The following is an 18856-nucleotide window of genomic DNA, read 5'->3' on the forward strand; positions in this document are numbered from 1 at the left end:
GCGTCGCTCGCCCGCATCGTCGATTTGCTCGATCCGCCGCCCGAATGCGCCGAGCTGCTGCATCGCGCGGTCGCGCCGGAACCGGCGGCCATGATCCGCGACGGCGGCGTGATCGCGCGCGGCTACGACGCGGAACTCGACGAACTGCGCGACATGTCCGAGAACTGCGGCCAGTTCCTGATCGATCTCGAAGCACGCGAACGCACGCGCACGGGCATCGGCAATCTGCGCGTCGAATACAACAAGGTGCACGGCTTCTATATCGAAGTCACGCGCGGCCAGACCGACAAAGTCCCTGACGACTATCGCCGTCGCCAGACGCTGAAGAACGCCGAGCGCTACATCACGCCCGAGTTGAAGACGTTCGAGGACAAGGCGCTCTCCGCGCAGGAACGCGCGCTCGCACGCGAGAAGGCGCTCTACGACGCGCTGCTGCAATCGCTGCTGCCGTATCTGCTCGATTGCCAGCGCGTGGCCGCCGCGCTCGCCGAACTCGACCTGCTGGCCGCGTTCGCGGAACGGGCGCGCGCGCTCGATTGGGCCGCGCCGTCGTTTTCCGACGCGCCTGGTATCGAGATCGAACAAGGCCGGCATCCGGTGGTCGAGGCGCAGGTCGAGCAGTTCATCGCGAACGACTGCGTGCTCAACGCGGACCGCAAGCTGCTGCTGATCACCGGCCCGAACATGGGCGGTAAGTCGACGTTCATGCGCCAGACCGCGCTGATCGCGTTGCTCGCCTACGTGGGCAGTTATGTGCCCGCGAAGCGTGCGCGCTTCGGTCCGATCGACCGCATCTTCACGCGTATCGGCGCGGCGGACGACCTCGCGGGCGGCCGCTCGACCTTCATGGTGGAAATGACCGAAGCCGCGGCGATCCTCAACGACGCCACGCCGCAAAGTCTCGTGCTGATGGACGAAATCGGCCGCGGCACCTCGACGTTCGACGGCCTCGCGCTCGCCTGGGCGATTGCGCGGCATCTGCTGTCGGGCAACGGCTGCCACACGCTGTTCGCCACGCACTACTTCGAACTCACGCAACTGCCCGCGGAATTCGCGCAGGCGGCGAACGTGCATCTCTCGGCGGTCGAGCACGGTCACGGCATCGTGTTCCTGCACGCCGTGAGCGAAGGCCCGGCGAACCAGAGTTACGGCTTGCAGGTCGCCCAACTCGCGGGCGTGCCCAATTCGGTGATACGCGCGGCGCGCAAGCATCTCGTGCATCTCGAGCAGATGTCGGCGGGCCAGCCCACGCCGCAGCTCGATCTGTTCGCCGCGCCCGCCGCTGCGATCGACGACGAATTCGACGCACCGAAACACTATGTCGAAGATGCGCCCCAAGCCGAAGAAGATCCGGCGGCGGCGCGTGTGGCGGAGCGGTTGCGTGCAATCGATCCCAACGAGCTGCGTCCGCGCGACGCACTCGACCTGCTGTACGAACTGCATGAGCTGGCCACAGCGCCGGACGCCAAACGCTGAGCGTCGCTCTGCGACGCCGCCGCGGCCTGCCACACGAGGCCGCGGGCGGATGCATTCGCGCTATCTGAAAAATATGCACGGCAGGTGGCGCGCGTCGGTGCAGGCGTGGCGTCTGAGCGCACTACGGTTCGTGCTCGCGCTGCCAGGTTTGCTCATCGCGCTCGTGCTGCCCGGCCTGACCTGGGCGCAGCCGCAATCGGCCGCGTCCTCGCAGCGCTATTCGTTCGCGGTGCTCGCGAACGTCGTGACCGAGCCCGGCGACGAAGGCACGCTGCAACGTCTCGTCGATGCCATCGGGCGCGATCCGCAAATTGCCTTTGTAGTCTACGACGGCAATCTCAAAGGCCCGCGCGAATCGTGCGCGGACAACCTGTACGAGCGCCGCCACGCCTTGCTCTCGGCATCGCGCCCGCCGCTCGTGTTCGTGCCGGGCCAGCGCGACTGGGCGAACTGCGGCATGAGCGGCAGCGGCGCCTGGGACCCGGTCGAGCGTCTCGATTTTCTGCGTCAGAATTTTTTCGGCGACAGCAATTCGCTCGGCGAAAATCCGCTGACGCTCACGCGCGAAAGCGAAGTGTCGCGCTTCCGGCCGTATCGGGAAAATGCGCGCTGGCAAACCGGCGACACCGTGTTCATCGCGCTGAACGTGCCCGGCGACAACAACCATTATTTGAACGCAGGCGGGCGCAACGGCGAATTCGAAGACCGCGTCATCGCCAACGGTTTCTGGATCGAACACGCGGCCGAATACGCACGGCGCCGCAACGCGCGCGCCATCGTCATCTTCATGCAGGGCAATGCGATGCCCGAGCACTACGAGCGCCCCGAGCGCTTCGCGTGGCTGCGTTTCCGGCGTGCGCAACGCGACGGCTATACCGAATTGCGGCGCAGCCTCATCAAGGCCGCCGAAACCTTCCGTGGGCCGATCGTGATCATCAACCCGGACGAAACTCGGCTCGCGCGCGGCTTCGCGATCGACCAACCCTTGCGCACCGAGAAGGGCGTCAGGATTGCAAACGTAACCCGTATCAACTTCGCGCTGCGCGATCCGCTCACGCAATGGCTACAGATCGACGCAGACATGACGCGCCGCACGCCACTACGCATCAGCGTGCGCGACGTACCGAAACATTTGCCGCTGCTGCCGCCGCAGGAGCCGCCGGCGATACCCGGTGTCAACGCGTCGCCTGCCGTGCCGGACATGCCCGAGGTGTCGTCGATGCCCGACGTCACCGAAATCCCCGGCATGCAGCAAGCGCCGGACGTCAACGACGCCTACGGTGTGAACGGCATGCCGGCCATGCCTGCCAGCGGCGCCTCGATGCCGCCGGACTGGCAAGGCGCGCCGGCCACGAACGCGCCGGGCGCCCACACCGCGCCGCTCCAGCTTGCACCGCCGTGGGTCGGTCACGGCACCTCGCCCGCCAGCAGCGCGGCGCCCGGTTACTGAACGCGCGAACGGCTGCGTCACTACATCACGCTCGCCGAATCCGCGCGTAAACGAAAAACGCCGGCCCTGAGGCCGGCGCGTCGACTGATCGGCGAGATCAGTGCAGGGTAGGTTTCGACTCGGCTTCGTCGCCGTCGTCTTCCTCGTCTTCGTCGATGACTTCGAGACCATCGGCGCCGTGCGCGTGCTCATGCTCGATTTCGTCTTCCGTCGCCTGACGCACTTCCTTCACGCTCAGCGAAAAACGCAGCGCCATGCCGGCCAGCGGATGATTGCCGTCGAGCACGACCTTGTCTTCCGCGACGTCGGTGACCGTGTAGATGAGCGCGTCGAGATCCTCGTCGCCTTCTTCCGGCGTGCCTTCGAACTGCATGCCGACTTCGAGCGGTTCAGGGAAACGGGTGCGCGGCTCGATCTTCACGAGTTCCGGATCGTACTCGCCGAACGCATCCTGCGGCTCAAGCTGGATCTGGGTCTCGAAGCCCGGCTCCTTGCCGTCCAGCACTTCCTCGATCTTGGGGAACGTGCCATCATAGCCGCCGTGCAGATAGACCATCGGCTCGTCGCTTTCCTCAATCAGATTGCCCTGCGCATCCGATAGCTTGTAAGCGACCGACACGACGGTGTCCTTTGCAATTTTCATTCGATCCTCCAGATTACAGACCACATTATACGATGCCCAAGCGGTCCCCTGACCACGTGGAGGACGCGCGCAAGCAGCGCGCCCCCTCCTCCGCGGCACGCCCCGCGCCCGACGCACCCACATCGTTGCTGGGCGGCCTGAGTCCGGCGCAGTTCATGAAGCAATACTGGCAGAAAAAGCCGCTCTTGATCCGCCAGGCGATACCCGGCATCGAGGCGCCGCTTTCGCGCGACGAGTTGTTCGCGCTTGCCGACAGCGACGACGTCGAATCGCGCCTCATCACGCATTTCCGCAAGCGCTGGTCGCTCGAACACGGCCCGTTCGGCGCCGACGAGCTGCCCACGCCGAAAACGCGTCAATGGACGCTGCTCGTGCAAGGCGCCGACCTTCACGACGATCGCGCCCGCGCCCTGCTCGAACGCTTCCGTTTCGCACCCGACGCCCGTCTCGACGATCTGATGATCTCGTATGCGACCGATGGCGGCGGTGTCGGCCCGCATTTCGATTCCTACGATGTGTTTCTCCTGCAGGTGCACGGCAAGCGCCGCTGGCGCTTCGGCGCGCAGCGCGACCTGTCGCTGCAGGAAGGCATGCCGCTGAAAATTCTCGCGAATTTCGAACCCGAGGAAGAGTGGGTGCTGGAGCCTGGCGACATGCTCTATCTGCCGCCGCACATCGCGCACGACGGCGTGGCCGAAGGCGAGTGCATGACCTGCTCGATCGGCTTTCGTTCGCCTTCCACGTCGGAGCTCACGAACCAGTTTCTCTACTGGCTCGCCGAACGTGGCGCCGACGACGCCGCGCAGCCCGGTGCGAAGGGCGCAAAAAGCGCGCTTTATCGCGACCCGGATCAGCCCGCCGTGGCGCATCCCGCGCAAGTGCCCCCGGCACTTGTGGAGCGCGTTGCGGCCGTGCTTGCTAAAGTGCGTTGGAGCGATGGCGATGTGTCGTCGTTCGTGGGCTCGTACCTTTCGGAACCGAAGGCCAATGTGGTCTTCGACGCCCCCGAAAAACCCCTCGACGAGGCCCGTTTTGTTGCGCGCGCCGCGAAAAGCGGGATAAGACTCGACCGCAGGACGATCCTGCTTTACGATGCGCGGTCGTACTACCTGAACGGGGAACAGTACTTGCTCAGAGAAGCCCGAAAGTGGCTGCCGGCCTTGGCTGACAACCGCTTTCTGGATGGGAAACGCTTTGTAACACTCTCACACGATTCGTGTGTGACAGCGTTACTACACGAATGGTATTGTGCGGGCTGGATACGGACCGGAGAGCTTGCGTAAGCGCTTCGGACTGTTATACCGTACTAATATAGTGCTTGTATGAGAAAGACAACGTATTGTCCCCGGATTTGTCGACGGTCGATACGAAAGTGCCTATAATTTCCGGCCAGGCCGTAGGGAAGATTCACGCTCTTGCAGTGCATCTCCACCAGCGGCTCAGGTCGGTGTTGGGGCACATTACCGGTATTATTTTGCGCTGTTGCTTACCTTTAACCATAAAAGGACGTGATCATGAAGAAATCCCTCCTCGTAGCATCCCTGCTGGCAGCTGTTGCACTCGCTGCGTGCAACAAGAGCAGCGACCAAGCCGCTGCGCCGGCTAGCGACGCAACGGCTGCTTCGGCACCGGCTGCTGCCGCTTCGGACGCTGCTGCTGCTGCTTCGGGCGCTGCTGCTGCTGCGAGCGACGCTGCTGCTTCGGCTACGGCTGCTGCTTCGGACGCTGGCGCTGCTGCTTCGGACGCAGCTGCTTCGGCTGCTGCTCCGGCATCGGGCGCAAGCCAGTAAGCTGCATTCGCACGAGGCCCGTGCCGAGCTTCGGCTCCAGCGGGCATCGCAGCGAACCGCGGTGCAGCCTGGCGACATCGCCAGTCGCACAGCGGGCACGCAAAAAAGCCACGAACGCAAGTTCGTGGCTTTTTTGTTTTCCACCGGGATTTTCTTCATGCGCCGCGCATGTAACAGGCGCGACGCATCTGCAAGCGCGTATTACGCGCTGAGCCTCCGCTGAGCCTCTTTAGCTGGCTTGCTCGCCCTCTTCCTCGTCTTCGAAGAACGCCTTGACGACTTCGATTTCGCGGGTGCGCTTGAACGGCGGCAGACTCTGCCAGATGCGACGTCCATAGGGCTTATCGACGAGACGCGTATCGCAGATCATCAGCACGCCGCGATCGGTCTCCGCGCGAATCAGGCGGCCCGCACCCTGCTTGAGCGTGATCACCGCTTGCGGAAGTTGATGTACCGCAAAAGGACTCAAGCCTTTCTTGGTCAGCGCATCGAGTCGCGCGGCCAGCACGGGATCGTCGGGCGGCGCGAACGGCAGCTTGTCGATGACGACGAGCGACAGCGCATCGCCGCGCACGTCCACGCCTTCCCAGAAGCTCTGGCTGCCCACCAGAATCGCGTTCCCGTAAGCGCGGAAGCGCTCGAGCAATTCGGTGCGGCTCGCGTCGCCTTGCACGAGCAAGGGCGTGCTCCAGCCGCGCGCCTCGATCGTGTCACGCAGCTTAGCGGCGATGCGATCGACCGCGCGCAGCGTCGTGCACAGCATGAACACGCCGCCACCCGATGCCTCGATTGCCGGCAGAGCGGCATCGAACACGGCGTCGGTGAATTGCGGCGACGACGGCTGCGGCATATTGCGCGGCACGTACAGCAAGCCCTGCTCGGGATAATCGAACGGGCTCGGCAAGGTCATCGAGCGGCGCGAGCTCAAGCCCATCTGCGCCGCGTAGTGCGTGAAGTCGCCGCGCACCGACAAGGTCGCCGACGTGAAAATCCACGTGCGCGGCACGCCCGCGCGCTGCTTCGCGAAGATCGGCGCGACCGAGAGCGGCGTCTCGTGCAACTGCACCGTGTGCGAGAACACTTCGACCCAGCGGACCTTTTCGTCGTCGCTCGGGTATTCTTTCGCGGCTTCGCCCTCGCCTTCGGGCTTGCGCGCCGGCTCGGCCACTGCGGCGCCGGTCCAGCCCGCGAGAATGCCCTGCAACTCGCGCGCGCGGCGCATGCACGTGCCCAGCGATTCCGCACGCTCGGCCTGGCCGGCGAGCGCCGTCGCGAGTGTGCCCAGTTCGGTCTGCAACGCGTCGAGCGCGTCGAAGAGCGGATGGTCGTCGGGCAACTGCGTGATCGACAGCCGCAGCGAATCTTCCTTGAACGCGAGGCGCACGTCGCGCGCGGCGCGTTCGACGCCCGCAGCGAGCTTCACCCACTCCACCGCATCGCGCGCATGCGCGAGACCTTCCGCGACACAATCGCGCGCGAGTTCGAGGAACTGCGCCGTCGAGAGCGTCTCGCCGAAGAACAGCGTGGCGGTTTCAGGCAACTGATGCGCTTCGTCGAAGATGATCGTGTTCGCGCTCGGCAGCAATTCGGCCATGCCGGTGTCGCGCAGCATGATGTCGGCGAAAAACAGATGGTGATTCACCACCACGATGTCGGCCTGCTGCGCTTCGCGGCGCGCGTGCATCACGAAGCAATCCTTGTAATGCGGACACTCCTGGCCGAGGCAGTTGTCGCGCGTCGAAGTGACCATCGACCACACGGCCGCCGTCTCCGGCACGCTCGCGAGTTCGGCCTTGTCGCCCGATCGCGTGATCTTCGCGAAGCGGATGATCTCCTGCAGATACGAGGTTTCCTGGCGCGACGGCAAGCGGCCGTTGTCGGCCGTGCGTTGCAGGTAGTAGTGACACAGGTAGTTCGAGCGGCCCTTGAGCATCGCGACGCTCACGGGCACCGCAAGCGCGTCGCGCACGGTGGGAATGTCGCGCGCGAAGAGCTGATCCTGCAAGTGCTTCGTGCCCGTGGAGACGATCACCTTGCCGCCCCACAGCATCGCCGGCACGAGATACGCGTAGGTCTTGCCCGTGCCCGTACCCGCTTCGACGATCAGCGTGTTGTCGCCCGAATCGGCGCGCGACGCTTCGTCGCCATTCGCGGCAGCCGGCGCGGGTGCGCCGCGTTCCAGACGGCGCGCCGGACGCGACTGCAATTCGAACGCGGCAGGATCGGGCTGCGCCTGTGCGGCGGCTTCCATCGCGGCGGCCACGGCGCTCGCCATCTCGATCTGCGCGGCACGCGGACGATAGCCATCGATCTCGCGCGCAAGCAAGCCGTCGGCGGCAAAGAGTTCCTGGAGTTCGGCGGCGCGACGCGTGCTCAGCGCGGGCGATGCGGCTTGCGCGGCGCGAGCGTCACCAGCCTGCGCGCCGCCATCGCGTGCAGGCTGGGTTCGGGAAACGGTCGTTGAATTCAAGGCAAGCGGTTCCTGCTCGGTCCTCGAGGCACAGCCCGACTGCGGCCGCGCCCCGGCGCCTGCCGGGACCCGGAATCAGGCGTGCCCGTTCGAGGTCTTCGTTGAATCGGGGTCCAGCTGCAGTTGCAGCAGGATGATGTTGTCCTTGAGCTTGAGCTTGCGCCTCTTCAGCTTCTGCAGTTCGAGATCGTCGAAGTCCGACGTCTCGCAGAGCCTCTCGATCTGACGATTGAGGTCGCCGTGTTCCGATTCCAGTTGCAGAATGCGGTCACGAAGGACCTCGCCTTTGACTTCACGATGCTCGCGCATGCTCGCCTCCTCGTCATGATCGGCGCGCGCCGTGCGAAGGGTCGCGCGCCTGAGGTTGCTGACCGGCTGAAAAAGCGTGGTGCTACTGGCCCTGCGATTGCTGTTTTTGCTGCTGCTGTTGCTGTTGTTCCTGTTGCTGCTTTTGTTGCGCCTGCTGCTGCGCCTTCTCGGCCGCCTGTTTCTGACGCGCTTCGACGTCGGCCTTGTGCTTCGCCGCCTCGTCCTGCTTCTGCTGGAAGCGTTCAGCCTTCTGGTTGCGCTCCTCCGCCTTCTGCTGGCCTTCGGCGCGCGCCTGGTCGAGCTGCTTCTGGAAATCCGATTGCTTCTTGTCGTACGCCGCCTGATTGGCCGCGCGCTGCGACTGGGCCTGTTCGCCCTGACGCTGCGCCTGATCCAGCGCGTGCTGGCGCAGCTTGTCCTGATACGCCTGCTCGTTCGCGGCGCGCTGCGGCGCTTCGGCCTGGCGCTGCGCCTGATCGAGCGCATGCTGACGCTGCTTGTCCTCGAACGCCTGCGCGCTCTTCGCCTCATTCGCGGCGCGCTGCGGTGCGTCCGCTTCGTCGCGCGCGCGTTGCAGGGCGGCCTGCTCGTCGCGGCGACGCGCGTTGTCGGCGCGCTGCTCTTCGTCGAGCTGCAACTGCTTCTGGCGGATGTCCGCCTGCACCACGCGCATCGTGTCGCGCGCCTTGCTCAGACAGTGATTCACGAAGAACTTGTCGTAGCAATTGTGCTGCGCCACGCCGTAGCGATAGTTGTTCTCCGCCGTGCGCCGGTCGAGCACCTTCTGACGCGCGGCAAAATCGTTCTGCACGTCGGTGTTTGCTGCACCCGATGCCGCGATCGCAGCCGAAGCCGGCAAGCCCGAAGCCGCTGCGCCCGAACCTATCGGACCGCCCACTTCCACCGGGCTCGCGCCTTGCGCGCCGCTAACCGCGGGAGCGCCCGACACTGCCTGCTGGGCGGCCTCGTCTTGCGCGAGGGCCGGAACGTTCGCCATCGCCAGCAACGCGACGGCACAAACCGCCGCGCGGGCGGAGGTCCGCCATGCAGCGCCTTCGCGCGCAACGGACCGGACAGGTGACAAACGGGATGGGATCAACGTCTTCTGAGGGCAGCGGAACATGGGGGAAATTCTAACACCCCCCGACTCGAGCGCTCCGCCATTTATGGCAAAATGCCCCGCTCCACCGGCCAGCGGGCGTTCCCTCGCGGGTGCGCTCCGCCCGGTCGTCGGACCGAAAACCGGACTGCAAACCGATCCTCGCAGGAATATCCAGACCCTATGACGGAAACCGTAGCACTCAAGATCGTCCAGCGTATCGCCACCGAATTGAACGTTCAACCGCGTCAGGTGGCGGCCGCCGTCCAGCTTCTCGACGAAGGAGCGACCGTTCCGTTCATCGCCCGCTACCGCAAGGAAGTCACGGACAATCTCGACGATACCCAGTTGCGCACGCTCGAAGAGCGTCTGCTGTATCTGCGTGAACTCGAAGAGCGCCGTGCCGCGATCCTCGCGAGCATCGAAGAGCAAGGCAAGCTCACCGACGAACTGCGCACCGCCATCGAGACCGCCGACAGCAAGCAGGTTCTCGAAGACCTCTATCTGCCGTACAAGCCCAAGCGCCGCACGCGCGCGCAGATCGCGCGCGAAGCCGGTCTGCAGCCGCTCGCCGACGCGCTGCTCGCCAATCCGCTGCTCGATCCGCAGACGGAAGCCGCGCAGTACGTGGACGCGGAGAAAGGCGTCGCCGACGTGAAGGCCGCGCTCGACGGCGCGCGCGACATCCTCTCCGAACAGTTCGGCGAAACGGCCGAACTGCTCGGCAAGCTGCGCGACTGGCTGCAAAACCAGGGCAAGGTGACGTCGACCGTGATCGAAGGCAAGGAGAAAGAGGAAGGCGAGAAGTTCCGCGACTACTACGACTACTCCGAGACCATCAAGACCGTGCCGTCGCACCGCGCGCTCGCGCTGTTCCGCGGCCGTAACGCCGGCGTGCTGATGGTCAAGCTCGGCCTCGGCGGCGAGCTCGATGCGCAGACGCCGCATCCGGGCGAAGGCCATATCGCGCGCCACTTCAACATTTCGAATCTGGGCCGCCCCGCCGACAAGTGGCTCTCCGACGTGTGCCGCTGGTGCTGGCGCGTGAAGGTGCAGCCGCACCTCGAAAACGAACTGCTGACGAACCTGCGCGAACTGGCCGAGACCGAGGCGATCCGCGTGTTCGCGCGCAATCTCAAGGATCTGCTGCTGGCCGCGCCGGCCGGTCCGAAGGCCGTGATCGGCCTCGATCCGGGTCTGCGCACGGGCGTCAAGGTGGCCGTGGTCGATCGCACCGGCAAGCTGCTCGCGACCGACACGATCTACCCGCACGAGCCGCGCCGCGACTGGGACGGCTCGCTCGCGAAGCTCGCGCGCATCGCCGCGCAGACGCAGGCCGAACTCGTCAGCATCGGCAACGGCACCGCTTCGCGCGAGACCGACAAGCTCGCGAGCGAACTGATCGCGAAGCATCCCGAGTTGAAGCTGCAGAAGATCGTCGTGTCCGAAGCGGGCGCGTCGGTTTATTCGGCGTCCGAACTGGCGGCGAAGGAATTCCCCGAGCTGGACGTGTCGCTGCGCGGCGCCGTGTCGATCGCGCGTCGTCTGCAAGACCCCCTCGCCGAACTCGTGAAGATCGAGCCGAAGGCGATCGGCGTCGGCCAGTATCAGCACGACGTGAACCAGCGCGAACTCGCGCGCTCGCTCGACGCCGTGGTCGAGGACTGCGTGAACGCCGTGGGCGTCGATGCGAATACGGCTTCGGTCGCACTGCTCGCACGCGTGTCGGGTCTGAACTCGACGCTCGCACGCAATATCGTCGATTACCGAGATGCGAACGGTCCGTTCCCGTCGCGCGAACATCTGAAGAAGGTGCCGCGCCTCGGCGACAAGACCTTCGAGCAGGCCGCGGGCTTCCTGCGCATCAACAGCGGCGAGAATCCGCTCGATCGCTCGTCGGTGCACCCGGAAGCGTATCCGGTCGTCGAGCGCATGCTCGCGAAGATCCAGCGCACGATCGGCGACGTGCTCGGCAGCCGCGAGGCGCTCTCGGGCCTCTCGCCCGCTGAGTTCGTCGACGAGCGCTTCGGTCTGCCGACCGTGCGCGACATTCTCTCCGAGCTCGAAAAGCCGGGCCGCGATCCGCGTCCCGAGTTCAAGACGGCGACGTTCCGCGACGGCGTCGAGAAGGTCTCCGATCTCGTGCCGGGCATGGTGCTCGAAGGCGTCGTGACCAACGTGGCGGCGTTCGGCGCGTTCATCGACATCGGCGTGCATCAGGACGGTCTCGTGCACGTCTCGGCGATGTCGACGAAGTTCATCAAGGACCCGCACGAAGTCGTGAAGGCCGGTCAGGTCGTGAAGGTGAAGGTGCTCGACGTCGACGTGAAGCGTCAGCGTATCGCGCTCACGATGCGTATGGACGACGATCCCGCGAGCGCGGCGCAGCGCGCCGGTGGCGGCGCGGCGAGCGGCGGCGGCCGTGATCGCAACGACCGTGGCGGCAACGCCAATCGCGGTGGTCAGCGTTCGCGCGGCGAAGAGCCGGTGAACGCAATGGCGGCGGCGTTCGCGAAGCTCAAGCGCTGAGGTCGGTCACACACGGCGCGGGCCGCGCGCAATGCGAGCCCGTGCCGAGCTTGAAGCGCTTGAAGCCCATGAAGCGCTGAGCCGCGCGAAAATCGCGCAATAAAAAAGCCGCCCTCGGGCGGCTTTTTTGCGTCATGAAGCAAACGATCAGATCTCGATCTTCGTCCCCAGCTCGACCACGCGATTCGCGGGAATGCTGAAGAAGTCGGTCGGCTTGGCGGCGTTCTGGTGCATCCACGCGAACACACGCTCGCGGAAGATCGACATGCCTGGCAATTGCGTCGGCACCACCGTTTCGCGCGCGAGGAAGAACGACGTGTCCATCATCTCGAACGACATGCCTTCGATGCGGCCGATCTCCTCGAGCACCGCCTTCACGTCCGGCGTTTCGTTGAAGCCGTAATCGGCCTTCACGAGATAGAGACCGCCGCCGATATCCTTCACGCTCACGCGCTCCGCGTTCGACACGTACGGAATGTCGCGAATCTTGAACGTGAGGAAAATCGTGCGCTCGTGCAGCACCTTGTTGTGCTTGAGGTTGTGCAGCAGGCTCACCGGCACGAGCGTGTCGCTGCCCGTCAGATAGATGGCGGTGCCGGACACGCGGTGCGGCGGATGCGCGAGCAGACCTTGCAGGAAGGGCATCAGCGGAATGCCGTCGGCGGCCGTGCGCTCCTTCACGATCATGCGGCCTTTGAACCACGTCATCAGCAGGAAGAACAGCAGCGCGCCGATACCGAGCGGCAGCCAGCCGCCTTCCTCGACCTTGAGCAGATTCGCGCCGAAGAAGCCGAGGTCGATGATCAGCAGGCCCGCGATGATGAGCCCGACCAGCCACTTGTTCCACTTCCACAGCTTCGTCATGACGACGCTCACGAGGATCGTGGTCATCACCATGGTCGCGGTCACGGCGATACCGTACGCCGCCGCCAGGTTATCCGAACTCTTGAAGCCGACCACGATGCACAGAATGATGAACAGCAGCATCCAGTTCACGACCGGCACATAGATCTGGCCGATGGCGAGATCGGACGTGTGCAGCACCTTCATGCGCGGCACGTAGCCGAGCAGGATCGCCTGGCTCGTCAGCGAGTACGCGCCCGAAATGACGGCTTGCGACGCGATCACCGTAGCAACCGTCGAGAGCACGACGAGCGGCAGGAGCGCCCAGTCCGGCGCGAGCAGGAAGAACGGATTTTCGATCGCGTGGTGATCCTGCATCAGCAGTGCGCCCTGACCGAAATAGTTGAGCACCAGCGAGGGCATCACGAGCCCGTACCACGCGCAGCGGATGGGCTTCGCGCCGAAGTGCCCCATGTCGGCGTAGAGCGCCTCCGCGCCGGTCAGCACCAGCACGACCGAGCCGAGCACCACGTAGGCCTGCAGCAGATGCGCGCTCATGAACGAGAAGGCGTAGTACGGATTGAGCGCCGCGATCACGCCCGGCTGCTGCACGATGCGCGAGACGCCGAGCACGGCGATGGTGATGAACCAGATCACCATGATCGGCCCGAACAGGCGGCCGACGAGCGCGGTGCCGTGACGCTGGATCCAGAACAGCGCGATCAGGATCACCATCGTGAGCGGCAGCACCAGATGCGTGAGCTTGGGCGCGGCGATTTCCAGACCTTCGACGGCCGACATCACCGAGATGGCCGGCGTGATCACCGCATCGCCGTAGAACATGCAGGCGCCGAAGATGCCCAGCGCGGTGAGCACGACGACCGAGCGGCTCTTGCGGTCGAGCGAGCGCAGCGCGAGCGCCATGAGCGCGAGCACGCCGCCTTCGCCGTTGTTGTCGGCGCGCATCACGATGAGCACGTATTTGACGCTGACGACGATCATGATCGCCCAGAACAGCAGCGAGATGACGCCAAGGATGGACGTATTGGTAAGCGGAATGCCGTGAGAAGGGCTGAACGCCTCTTTCAGGGAGTACAGCGGGCTCGTGCCGATATCGCCGAACACCACGCCGATGGCCGCTACGGCCAGGGAAGGTAGCGGCTGTTTTGCCACGTGCGTGCTAGTTGTCATATACGCAGAGATCCGTTTGAGGCGGAAAAATTCGAGCGCTATTCTAAACCGGCTACGGGCGGAACCAGAGTGGCCGTTGTGACCCCGCGACGTACCCTTGTCCCCGCGCAGTTTAGCATTGGCGCTTTACCGCGGTCAGCCGTCTGTGCCCCGAGCGGCGACCTTGCGCGTAAAAACGCGCCGAAACCCGCCGAAATGCACCGACGCGCGCCTCGGCGGCAAAAAAAAACGGAGCCTCGAAAGGCTCCGTTCATGGACTGGCCGCGCCGCGCAGGCCCGAAGGCCGCGGCGGCACGCCAGCGTGCATCAACCCTGCGAATTCTGCTGCTGGGCTTGTTGCAGGCCGCGCTTGATCCACGCGCCGAGGTTGTGCGGACGCACCGTGTCCCACTCCTCGAACGGCTGGTGGATCCAGGGGTTCGTCGGCAGATGCTGGACGAAATAGTCCGGCTTCACCTTCGAGCAGCCCTTGTACCAGAGCACGGCCGAGCGCACGCCGGTCACGGCCGGGTAACGCTCCTTCAGGTGCTCCTGCACGCGTGCGAGCGTGACGCCCGAATCGACGAGGTCGTCGACGAGCAGCACGTTGCCTTCGAGGTGACCGCGCGTCATCGTGATGTACTGCGCGATGTCGAGATCGCCCTGCTCCGTGCCCGCCGCTTCGCGGTACGAGCTGGTCGCAAGGATCGCCAGCGGCAGATCGTAGATGCGCGAGAGCTGGTCGCCCACGCGCAGGCCGCCGCGCGCGAGACACAGGATCTGATCGAATTTCCAGCGCGATTCGTGCACCTGAAGCGCGAGCATTTCGATCAGCCGGTGGTATTCGTCCCAGCCGACCCACAGGTTCTTGTCGTCGTTGCGCGGGTCCATCATTTGAATCATCTTTGCTTCTACCTTCTTGCTACTTAGACCTTGAACGGATGACGCAGCAGGATCGTTTCGTCGCGATCCGGGCCGGTCGAAACCATGTCGATCGGCACGCCGGCGACTTCCTGCACGCGCTTCAGGTATGCCTGCGCACTCTGCGGCAGCGCGTCGAACTGCGTGATGCCGATGGTGCTTTCCTTCCAGCCCGCGAAGGTCTCGTAGACCGGCTCGCAGGCCGCCACTTGCGAGGCGCCGCGCGGCAGGATGTCCACGTCCTGGCCGTCGACCTTGTAGCCAACGCAGAGCTTCACTTCTTCGAGGCCGTCGAGCACGTCGAGCTTGGTGATGCACAGGCCCGTCACGCCATTGATCTGGATCGAGCGGCGCAGCGCGGCGGCGTCGAGCCAGCCGGTGCGGCGCGGACGGCCCGTGACCGAACCGAATTCCTTGCCGACCTTCGCGAGCGTGAGGCCCACTTCTTCCTGGCGATCGGCGTTGTCGGCGTCGTACAGTTCGCTCGGGAACGGGCCCGAACCGACGCGCGTGCAGTACGCCTTGGTGATGCCGAGCACGTAGTTGAGCTTTTGCGGACCGACGCCCGCGCCCGCCGACGCCGCACCTGCGACGCAGTTGCTCGACGTGACGAACGGATAGGTGCCGTGGTCGATGTCGAGCAGCGTGCCTTGCGCGCCTTCGAACAGCAGGTTGCCGCCTTCGTGATTCACGTCGTACAGGCGACGCGACACGTCCGTGACCATCGGCTTCAGGCGTTCGGCGTAAGACAGCATCGTGTCGAGCGTCTGCTGATAGTCCACGGCCGGCGCGCCCAGGTACTGGGTCAGCACGAAGTTGTGGTAGTCGAGGTTCTCGCGCAGACGCGCGGCGAACGTTTCCGGCTCGAACAGATCCTGCACGCGCAGACCGCGACGCGCGACCTTGTCCTCGTACGCCGGGCCGATGCCACGGCCGGTCGTGCCGATCTTCGCGGCGCCGCGCTTGGCTTCGCGCGCCTGGTCGATGGCGATGTGGTACGGGAGGATGAGCGTGGTGGCTTCGGAGATGAAGAGGCGCTTCTGAACGTCGATGCCCGCTTCTTCCAGCTCGCCGATTTCCTTGAACAGGGCTTCAGGCGAGAGCACCACGCCGTTGCCGATGTAGCAGGCGACGCCGGCGCGCATGATGCCCGACGGGATCAGTCGGAGAATGGTCTTCTTACCGCCGATGATGAGAGTGTGGCCGGCGTTATGACCGCCCTGGAAACGCACCACGCCTTGCGCGTGGTCCGTCAGCCAGTCGACGATCTTGCCCTTGCCTTCATCGCCCCATTGGGTGCCCACGACGACGACGTTGCGTCCCGGGGTTACATTCACTGCGCTGGCAGACATGGTGTTTCGTTAGCTGGTTAAAAACGTATTCTACCTGGGTTCGGCGACAAGACCGCCTTTTTTTCCCGAAATTCCAGGAATTTCCTTTTGCGCTCAACAGCCTGCGCAGCAAGACGCCCTGCCCGGCAGGTACGCCGGGCGTCGCGTTATGTCCGCTTTGTGGCTGCTTTGTGACGGCTTTGCGAGCGCTGTGCGACCGCGTTTCGCGCGCTACACGACCGTTTAAGCGCGCGTTTCGACGACCCAGGCGCCGTTGCGCTCGACCAGCGTGCGGTCGCAGGCAAACTCGTCCATGTCGTGATCGTGACCCGGCAGCGCCTGGATGACGACTTCACCCGCGTCGCGCAGGGCCGCAACGGCCGCGCGCAGCGCTTCGTCGTGCTTCCACGGCGCGAGAATCGCGCTGCTGCGCGCTTCGACCGGCGAAATACGCGCCACTTCGCGCAGATCGAGCGAGAACCCGGTTGCCGCGCGAGCGCGGCCGTAGGCCTCGCCCACCTTGTCGTAACGGCCGCCGCGCGCGACGGCGTTCGGCACGCCGTCCACGTAGGCCGAGAACATCACGCCGCTGTGATACGCGTAGCCGCCCAGATCGGCGAGATCGAGCGCCAGTTCCGCGCCTTCGATTTCGCCGAGGAGGAACGCCAGGTCGTCGAGCGCGCGCGCGATGCCCGGCAGCGCCGGCAGACGCTTGCGGGCTTCGTCGATCACGCTCGCGTCGCCGTACAGCGTCGGCAGTGCGCGCAGCGCGTCGCGCGTGACCGGCTCGAGCTTCGCCGTGAGTTCGGCCAGACGCGGCACGTCCTTTCCTGCGAGCGCTTCATACAATGCGTCGCCGAGCGCGGCAGCGGCCGGATCGGCTTCGAAGATCGCCGCGAGCACGCCCGCGTGCGACAGATCGAGGCGCACTTGCGTAAGGCCCGCGAGACGCAGCGCGTCGAGCATCAGCTGCTGGATTTCGAGGTCGGCTTCGAGGCCGGCGTGGCCATAGATTTCCGCGCCGATCTGGATCTGCTCGCGCGTGGCGTGCAGGCCGCGCGGCAGCGTATGCAGCACGTTGCCCGCGTAGCACAGGCGCGTCACGCCTTGACGATTCAGCAGATGCGCGTCGATGCGCGCGACCTGCGGCGTCATGTCGGCGCGCAGCCCGAGCGTGCGGCCCGAGAGTTGATCGACGAGCTTGAAGGTGCGCAGGTTCAGATCGCGCCCGCTGCCCACGAGCAGCGACTCGAGGTACTCGAGCAGCGGCGGCATGACCATTTCGTAGCCATAGGCGCGAAAACGGTCCAGCAGGCGGCGGCGCAGTTCTTCGATCTTGCGCGCCTCGGAAGGCAGCACGTCGGCGATATTCTCGGGAAGTAACCAGGTCGACATCGGTGAGTCCTACGACAAAAAGGGCCACGCAGGCCGGCGGCGCACGCGAAGGCGCGCCTCACTCGGGCCATGAACGGACCGGACGATAGAAACGGCGCGCCCCTCGCGGCGCGCGCCTTGAATTCAGGTGGCGAGCATGAGCAGCACGAGGCCGAGCGCCATCACGATCAACCCGCCAATCCGGATGTGATGCGGCGGCCGTTCCGCAATTCTACGGAAAGTGTCGCGCCACGCCGTCGGAAAGACGAACGGGAACATGCCCTCGATAATCAGCATCAGTGCGATCGCGAGCAACAGGGAGCCGGCTATGTCCATGCGAAGAAATGCGCCGCGCACACGCGCGGCGCCTGTGTCTCAATTTAGTGTTTGCGCGACGCGGCGGGAGCCTGCGGCGCGTCTCCGTTCGGACTGCGCATGAAGCGAAAGAAGTCGCTCGACGAATCGACCACGACGACGTCGCCCGGCTTGAAGCTCTCGCGATACGCCTGCATGCTCTGGTAGAAGCGATAGAAGTCCGGATCGCGGCCGAATGCCTGCGCGGCGATTGCAGCGGCCTTGCCGTCGCCTTCGCCCTTGATGGCCTGCGCCTGGCTGTACGCGTCGGCGACCACGCCCTGCTGCTTGCGCTCGGCGTCGTCCTTGATCTGCTGCGCTTCGGCGGCGCCCTTCGCGCGTTCGTCGGCGGCGGCCTGCTCGCGTGCCGCGCTCATGCGCTTGTAGACCACGTTGGCGACTTCCGCCGGGTAGTCGATGCGCGTGAGCTGGATCGCGATGACGTCGATGCCGAGCGGCGCGGCGGCCGTCTTGAGCGCGTCGCGCGCGGCATTGGCGATCGCTTCCTGCTGTTGCAGCGCGTCGGACAGCGTGACCTTCGAGAAAGCGTCGGCGAGCGCGTCGCGCGACAGCGAAGCGAGCCGGTCGGCCAGCGTCTGCGTGTCGCCCTTGGTCGCGCCAAAGAGCTTGAGCGGATCGGCAACGCGATAGCGCACCACCGGATTCACGAGCAGCTCCGACTTGTCCGAGGTCGTGTAACGGTCGGCGTCGGGTGCGTCGAATGCCTGAATGCGGGTGTCGATAAACGTCGCGACCTGAAACGGCGGCGGCAGCTTCACGTGCAGGCCCGGCTCCGCGAGCGAAGCCTTCGAGCCGCCCGACGACGACACGACCGCCACATGACGCGGATCGACGACGAACACCGACGACGAAGCCAGCAACACCACCACCACGAAGGCGACGACGAACGCAATGATCTTGTTCATATCGGCGCTCCGTTATTGCACGTCGTCTTCGCGACCGCGCGAACGGAACGCGTCGCGCGAACGGAAGGCATCGCTGGCCGCCTGCGCGGCGTCGCTGGCCGAAGGCGCGGGCGCCGCGCCTTGCTGCTGGGCGCCCTGCTGCGCGTTTTGCGGCTGGGGGTTCTGAGGATG

15 protein-coding genes are annotated in these 18856 nt (G+C 65.2%); 5 read left to right on the forward strand and 10 right to left on the reverse strand.

The window, feature by feature from the left end; all coding sequences use genetic code 11:
- Both mutS and G3N97_RS25350 read left to right on the forward strand, forming a co-directional pair.
- The coding region (mutS, locus tag G3N97_RS25345) for a DNA mismatch repair protein MutS (protein ID WP_205995804.1) at positions 1 to 1476 on the forward strand (1476 nt) is incomplete at its 5' end.
- A gap of 49 nt (positions 1477 to 1525) precedes the next feature.
- Positions 1526 to 2926: a hypothetical protein gene (locus G3N97_RS25350; protein ID WP_205995806.1), complete on the forward strand. Its 1401-nt coding sequence runs from the start codon at positions 1526 to 1528 to the stop codon at positions 2924 to 2926.
- A gap of 97 nt (positions 2927 to 3023) precedes the next feature.
- On the opposite strand, the gene G3N97_RS25355 is transcribed toward G3N97_RS25350, so the two are convergent.
- Positions 3024 to 3569 (reverse strand): peptidylprolyl isomerase, encoded by a 546-nt coding sequence (locus tag G3N97_RS25355; RefSeq protein ID WP_065060220.1) that lies wholly within the window; start codon positions 3567 to 3569, stop codon positions 3024 to 3026.
- A gap of 32 nt (positions 3570 to 3601) precedes the next feature.
- On the opposite strand from G3N97_RS25355, the gene G3N97_RS25360 reads away from it, so the two are divergent.
- Positions 3602 to 4852 carry a cupin domain-containing protein gene (locus G3N97_RS25360; protein ID WP_205995808.1) on the forward strand — a complete coding sequence of 417 codons (1251 nt, stop codon included), beginning with the start codon at positions 3602 to 3604 and terminating at the stop codon, positions 4850 to 4852.
- 231 nt (positions 4853 to 5083) lie between these two features.
- Positions 5084 to 5359 carry a hypothetical protein gene (locus tag G3N97_RS39610; RefSeq protein ID WP_082991928.1) on the forward strand — a complete coding sequence of 92 codons (276 nt, stop codon included), beginning with the start codon at positions 5084 to 5086 and terminating at the stop codon, positions 5357 to 5359.
- 229 nt (positions 5360 to 5588) lie between these two features.
- On the opposite strand, the gene G3N97_RS25370 is transcribed toward G3N97_RS39610, so the two are convergent.
- The 3 genes from G3N97_RS25370 to G3N97_RS25380 all read right to left on the reverse strand — a co-directional run bounded on the left by G3N97_RS25370 (position 5589) and on the right by G3N97_RS25380 (position 9135).
- On the reverse strand, positions 5589 to 7829 hold the full coding sequence (locus G3N97_RS25370) for an ATP-dependent DNA helicase (RefSeq protein ID WP_205995812.1): 2241 nt from the start codon (positions 7827 to 7829) through the stop codon (positions 5589 to 5591).
- Positions 7830 to 7904: 75 nt separating this feature from the next.
- Complete coding sequence (locus G3N97_RS25375) at positions 7905 to 8138, reverse strand: DUF465 domain-containing protein (protein ID WP_074984447.1); 234 nt, start codon at positions 8136 to 8138, stop codon at positions 7905 to 7907.
- Between the two features lie 82 nt (positions 8139 to 8220).
- Positions 8221 to 9135 carry a hypothetical protein gene (locus G3N97_RS25380; RefSeq protein ID WP_205995814.1) on the reverse strand — a complete coding sequence of 305 codons (915 nt, stop codon included), beginning with the start codon at positions 9133 to 9135 and terminating at the stop codon, positions 8221 to 8223.
- Positions 9136 to 9420: 285 nt separating this feature from the next.
- Here G3N97_RS25380 and G3N97_RS25385 point away from each other — a divergent pair, with 285 nt between their 5' ends.
- On the forward strand, positions 9421 to 11766 hold the full coding sequence (locus G3N97_RS25385) for a Tex family protein (protein ID WP_205995816.1): 2346 nt from the start codon (positions 9421 to 9423) through the stop codon (positions 11764 to 11766).
- Positions 11767 to 11913: 147 nt separating this feature from the next.
- On the opposite strand, the gene G3N97_RS25390 is transcribed toward G3N97_RS25385, so the two are convergent.
- The 6 genes from G3N97_RS25390 to G3N97_RS25415 form a co-directional block, all read right to left on the reverse strand.
- Positions 11914 to 13800 carry a potassium transporter Kup gene (locus G3N97_RS25390; RefSeq protein WP_205995818.1) on the reverse strand — a complete coding sequence of 629 codons (1887 nt, stop codon included), beginning with the start codon at positions 13798 to 13800 and terminating at the stop codon, positions 11914 to 11916.
- 306 nt (positions 13801 to 14106) lie between these two features.
- Positions 14107 to 14682, reverse strand: coding sequence for a phosphoribosyltransferase (locus tag G3N97_RS25395; RefSeq protein WP_205995820.1), 576 nt, complete (start codon positions 14680 to 14682; stop codon positions 14107 to 14109).
- Positions 14683 to 14705: 23 nt separating this feature from the next.
- Positions 14706 to 16052, reverse strand: a complete 1347-nt coding sequence (locus G3N97_RS25400; RefSeq protein ID WP_065060228.1) for an adenylosuccinate synthase — start codon at positions 16050 to 16052, stop codon at positions 14706 to 14708.
- Positions 16053 to 16274: 222 nt separating this feature from the next.
- Positions 16275 to 17426, reverse strand: a complete 1152-nt coding sequence (locus G3N97_RS25405) for an ATP phosphoribosyltransferase regulatory subunit (RefSeq protein WP_205995822.1) — start codon at positions 17424 to 17426, stop codon at positions 16275 to 16277.
- Positions 17427 to 17549: 123 nt separating this feature from the next.
- Complete coding sequence (locus G3N97_RS25410) at positions 17550 to 17741, reverse strand: DUF2065 domain-containing protein (protein WP_065060230.1); 192 nt, start codon at positions 17739 to 17741, stop codon at positions 17550 to 17552.
- A gap of 44 nt (positions 17742 to 17785) precedes the next feature.
- A complete protein-coding gene (locus tag G3N97_RS25415) occupies positions 17786 to 18685 on the reverse strand; it encodes a protease modulator HflC (protein WP_205995824.1) in 900 nt (299 codons plus the stop codon).
- Positions 18686 to 18856: the final 171 nt, after the last annotated feature.

Origin of the sequence: Paraburkholderia sp. Ac-20347 (genome assembly GCF_017104805.1) — a bacterium.
Taxonomy (GTDB): Bacteria; Pseudomonadota; Gammaproteobacteria; order Burkholderiales; family Burkholderiaceae; genus Paraburkholderia; species Paraburkholderia tropica.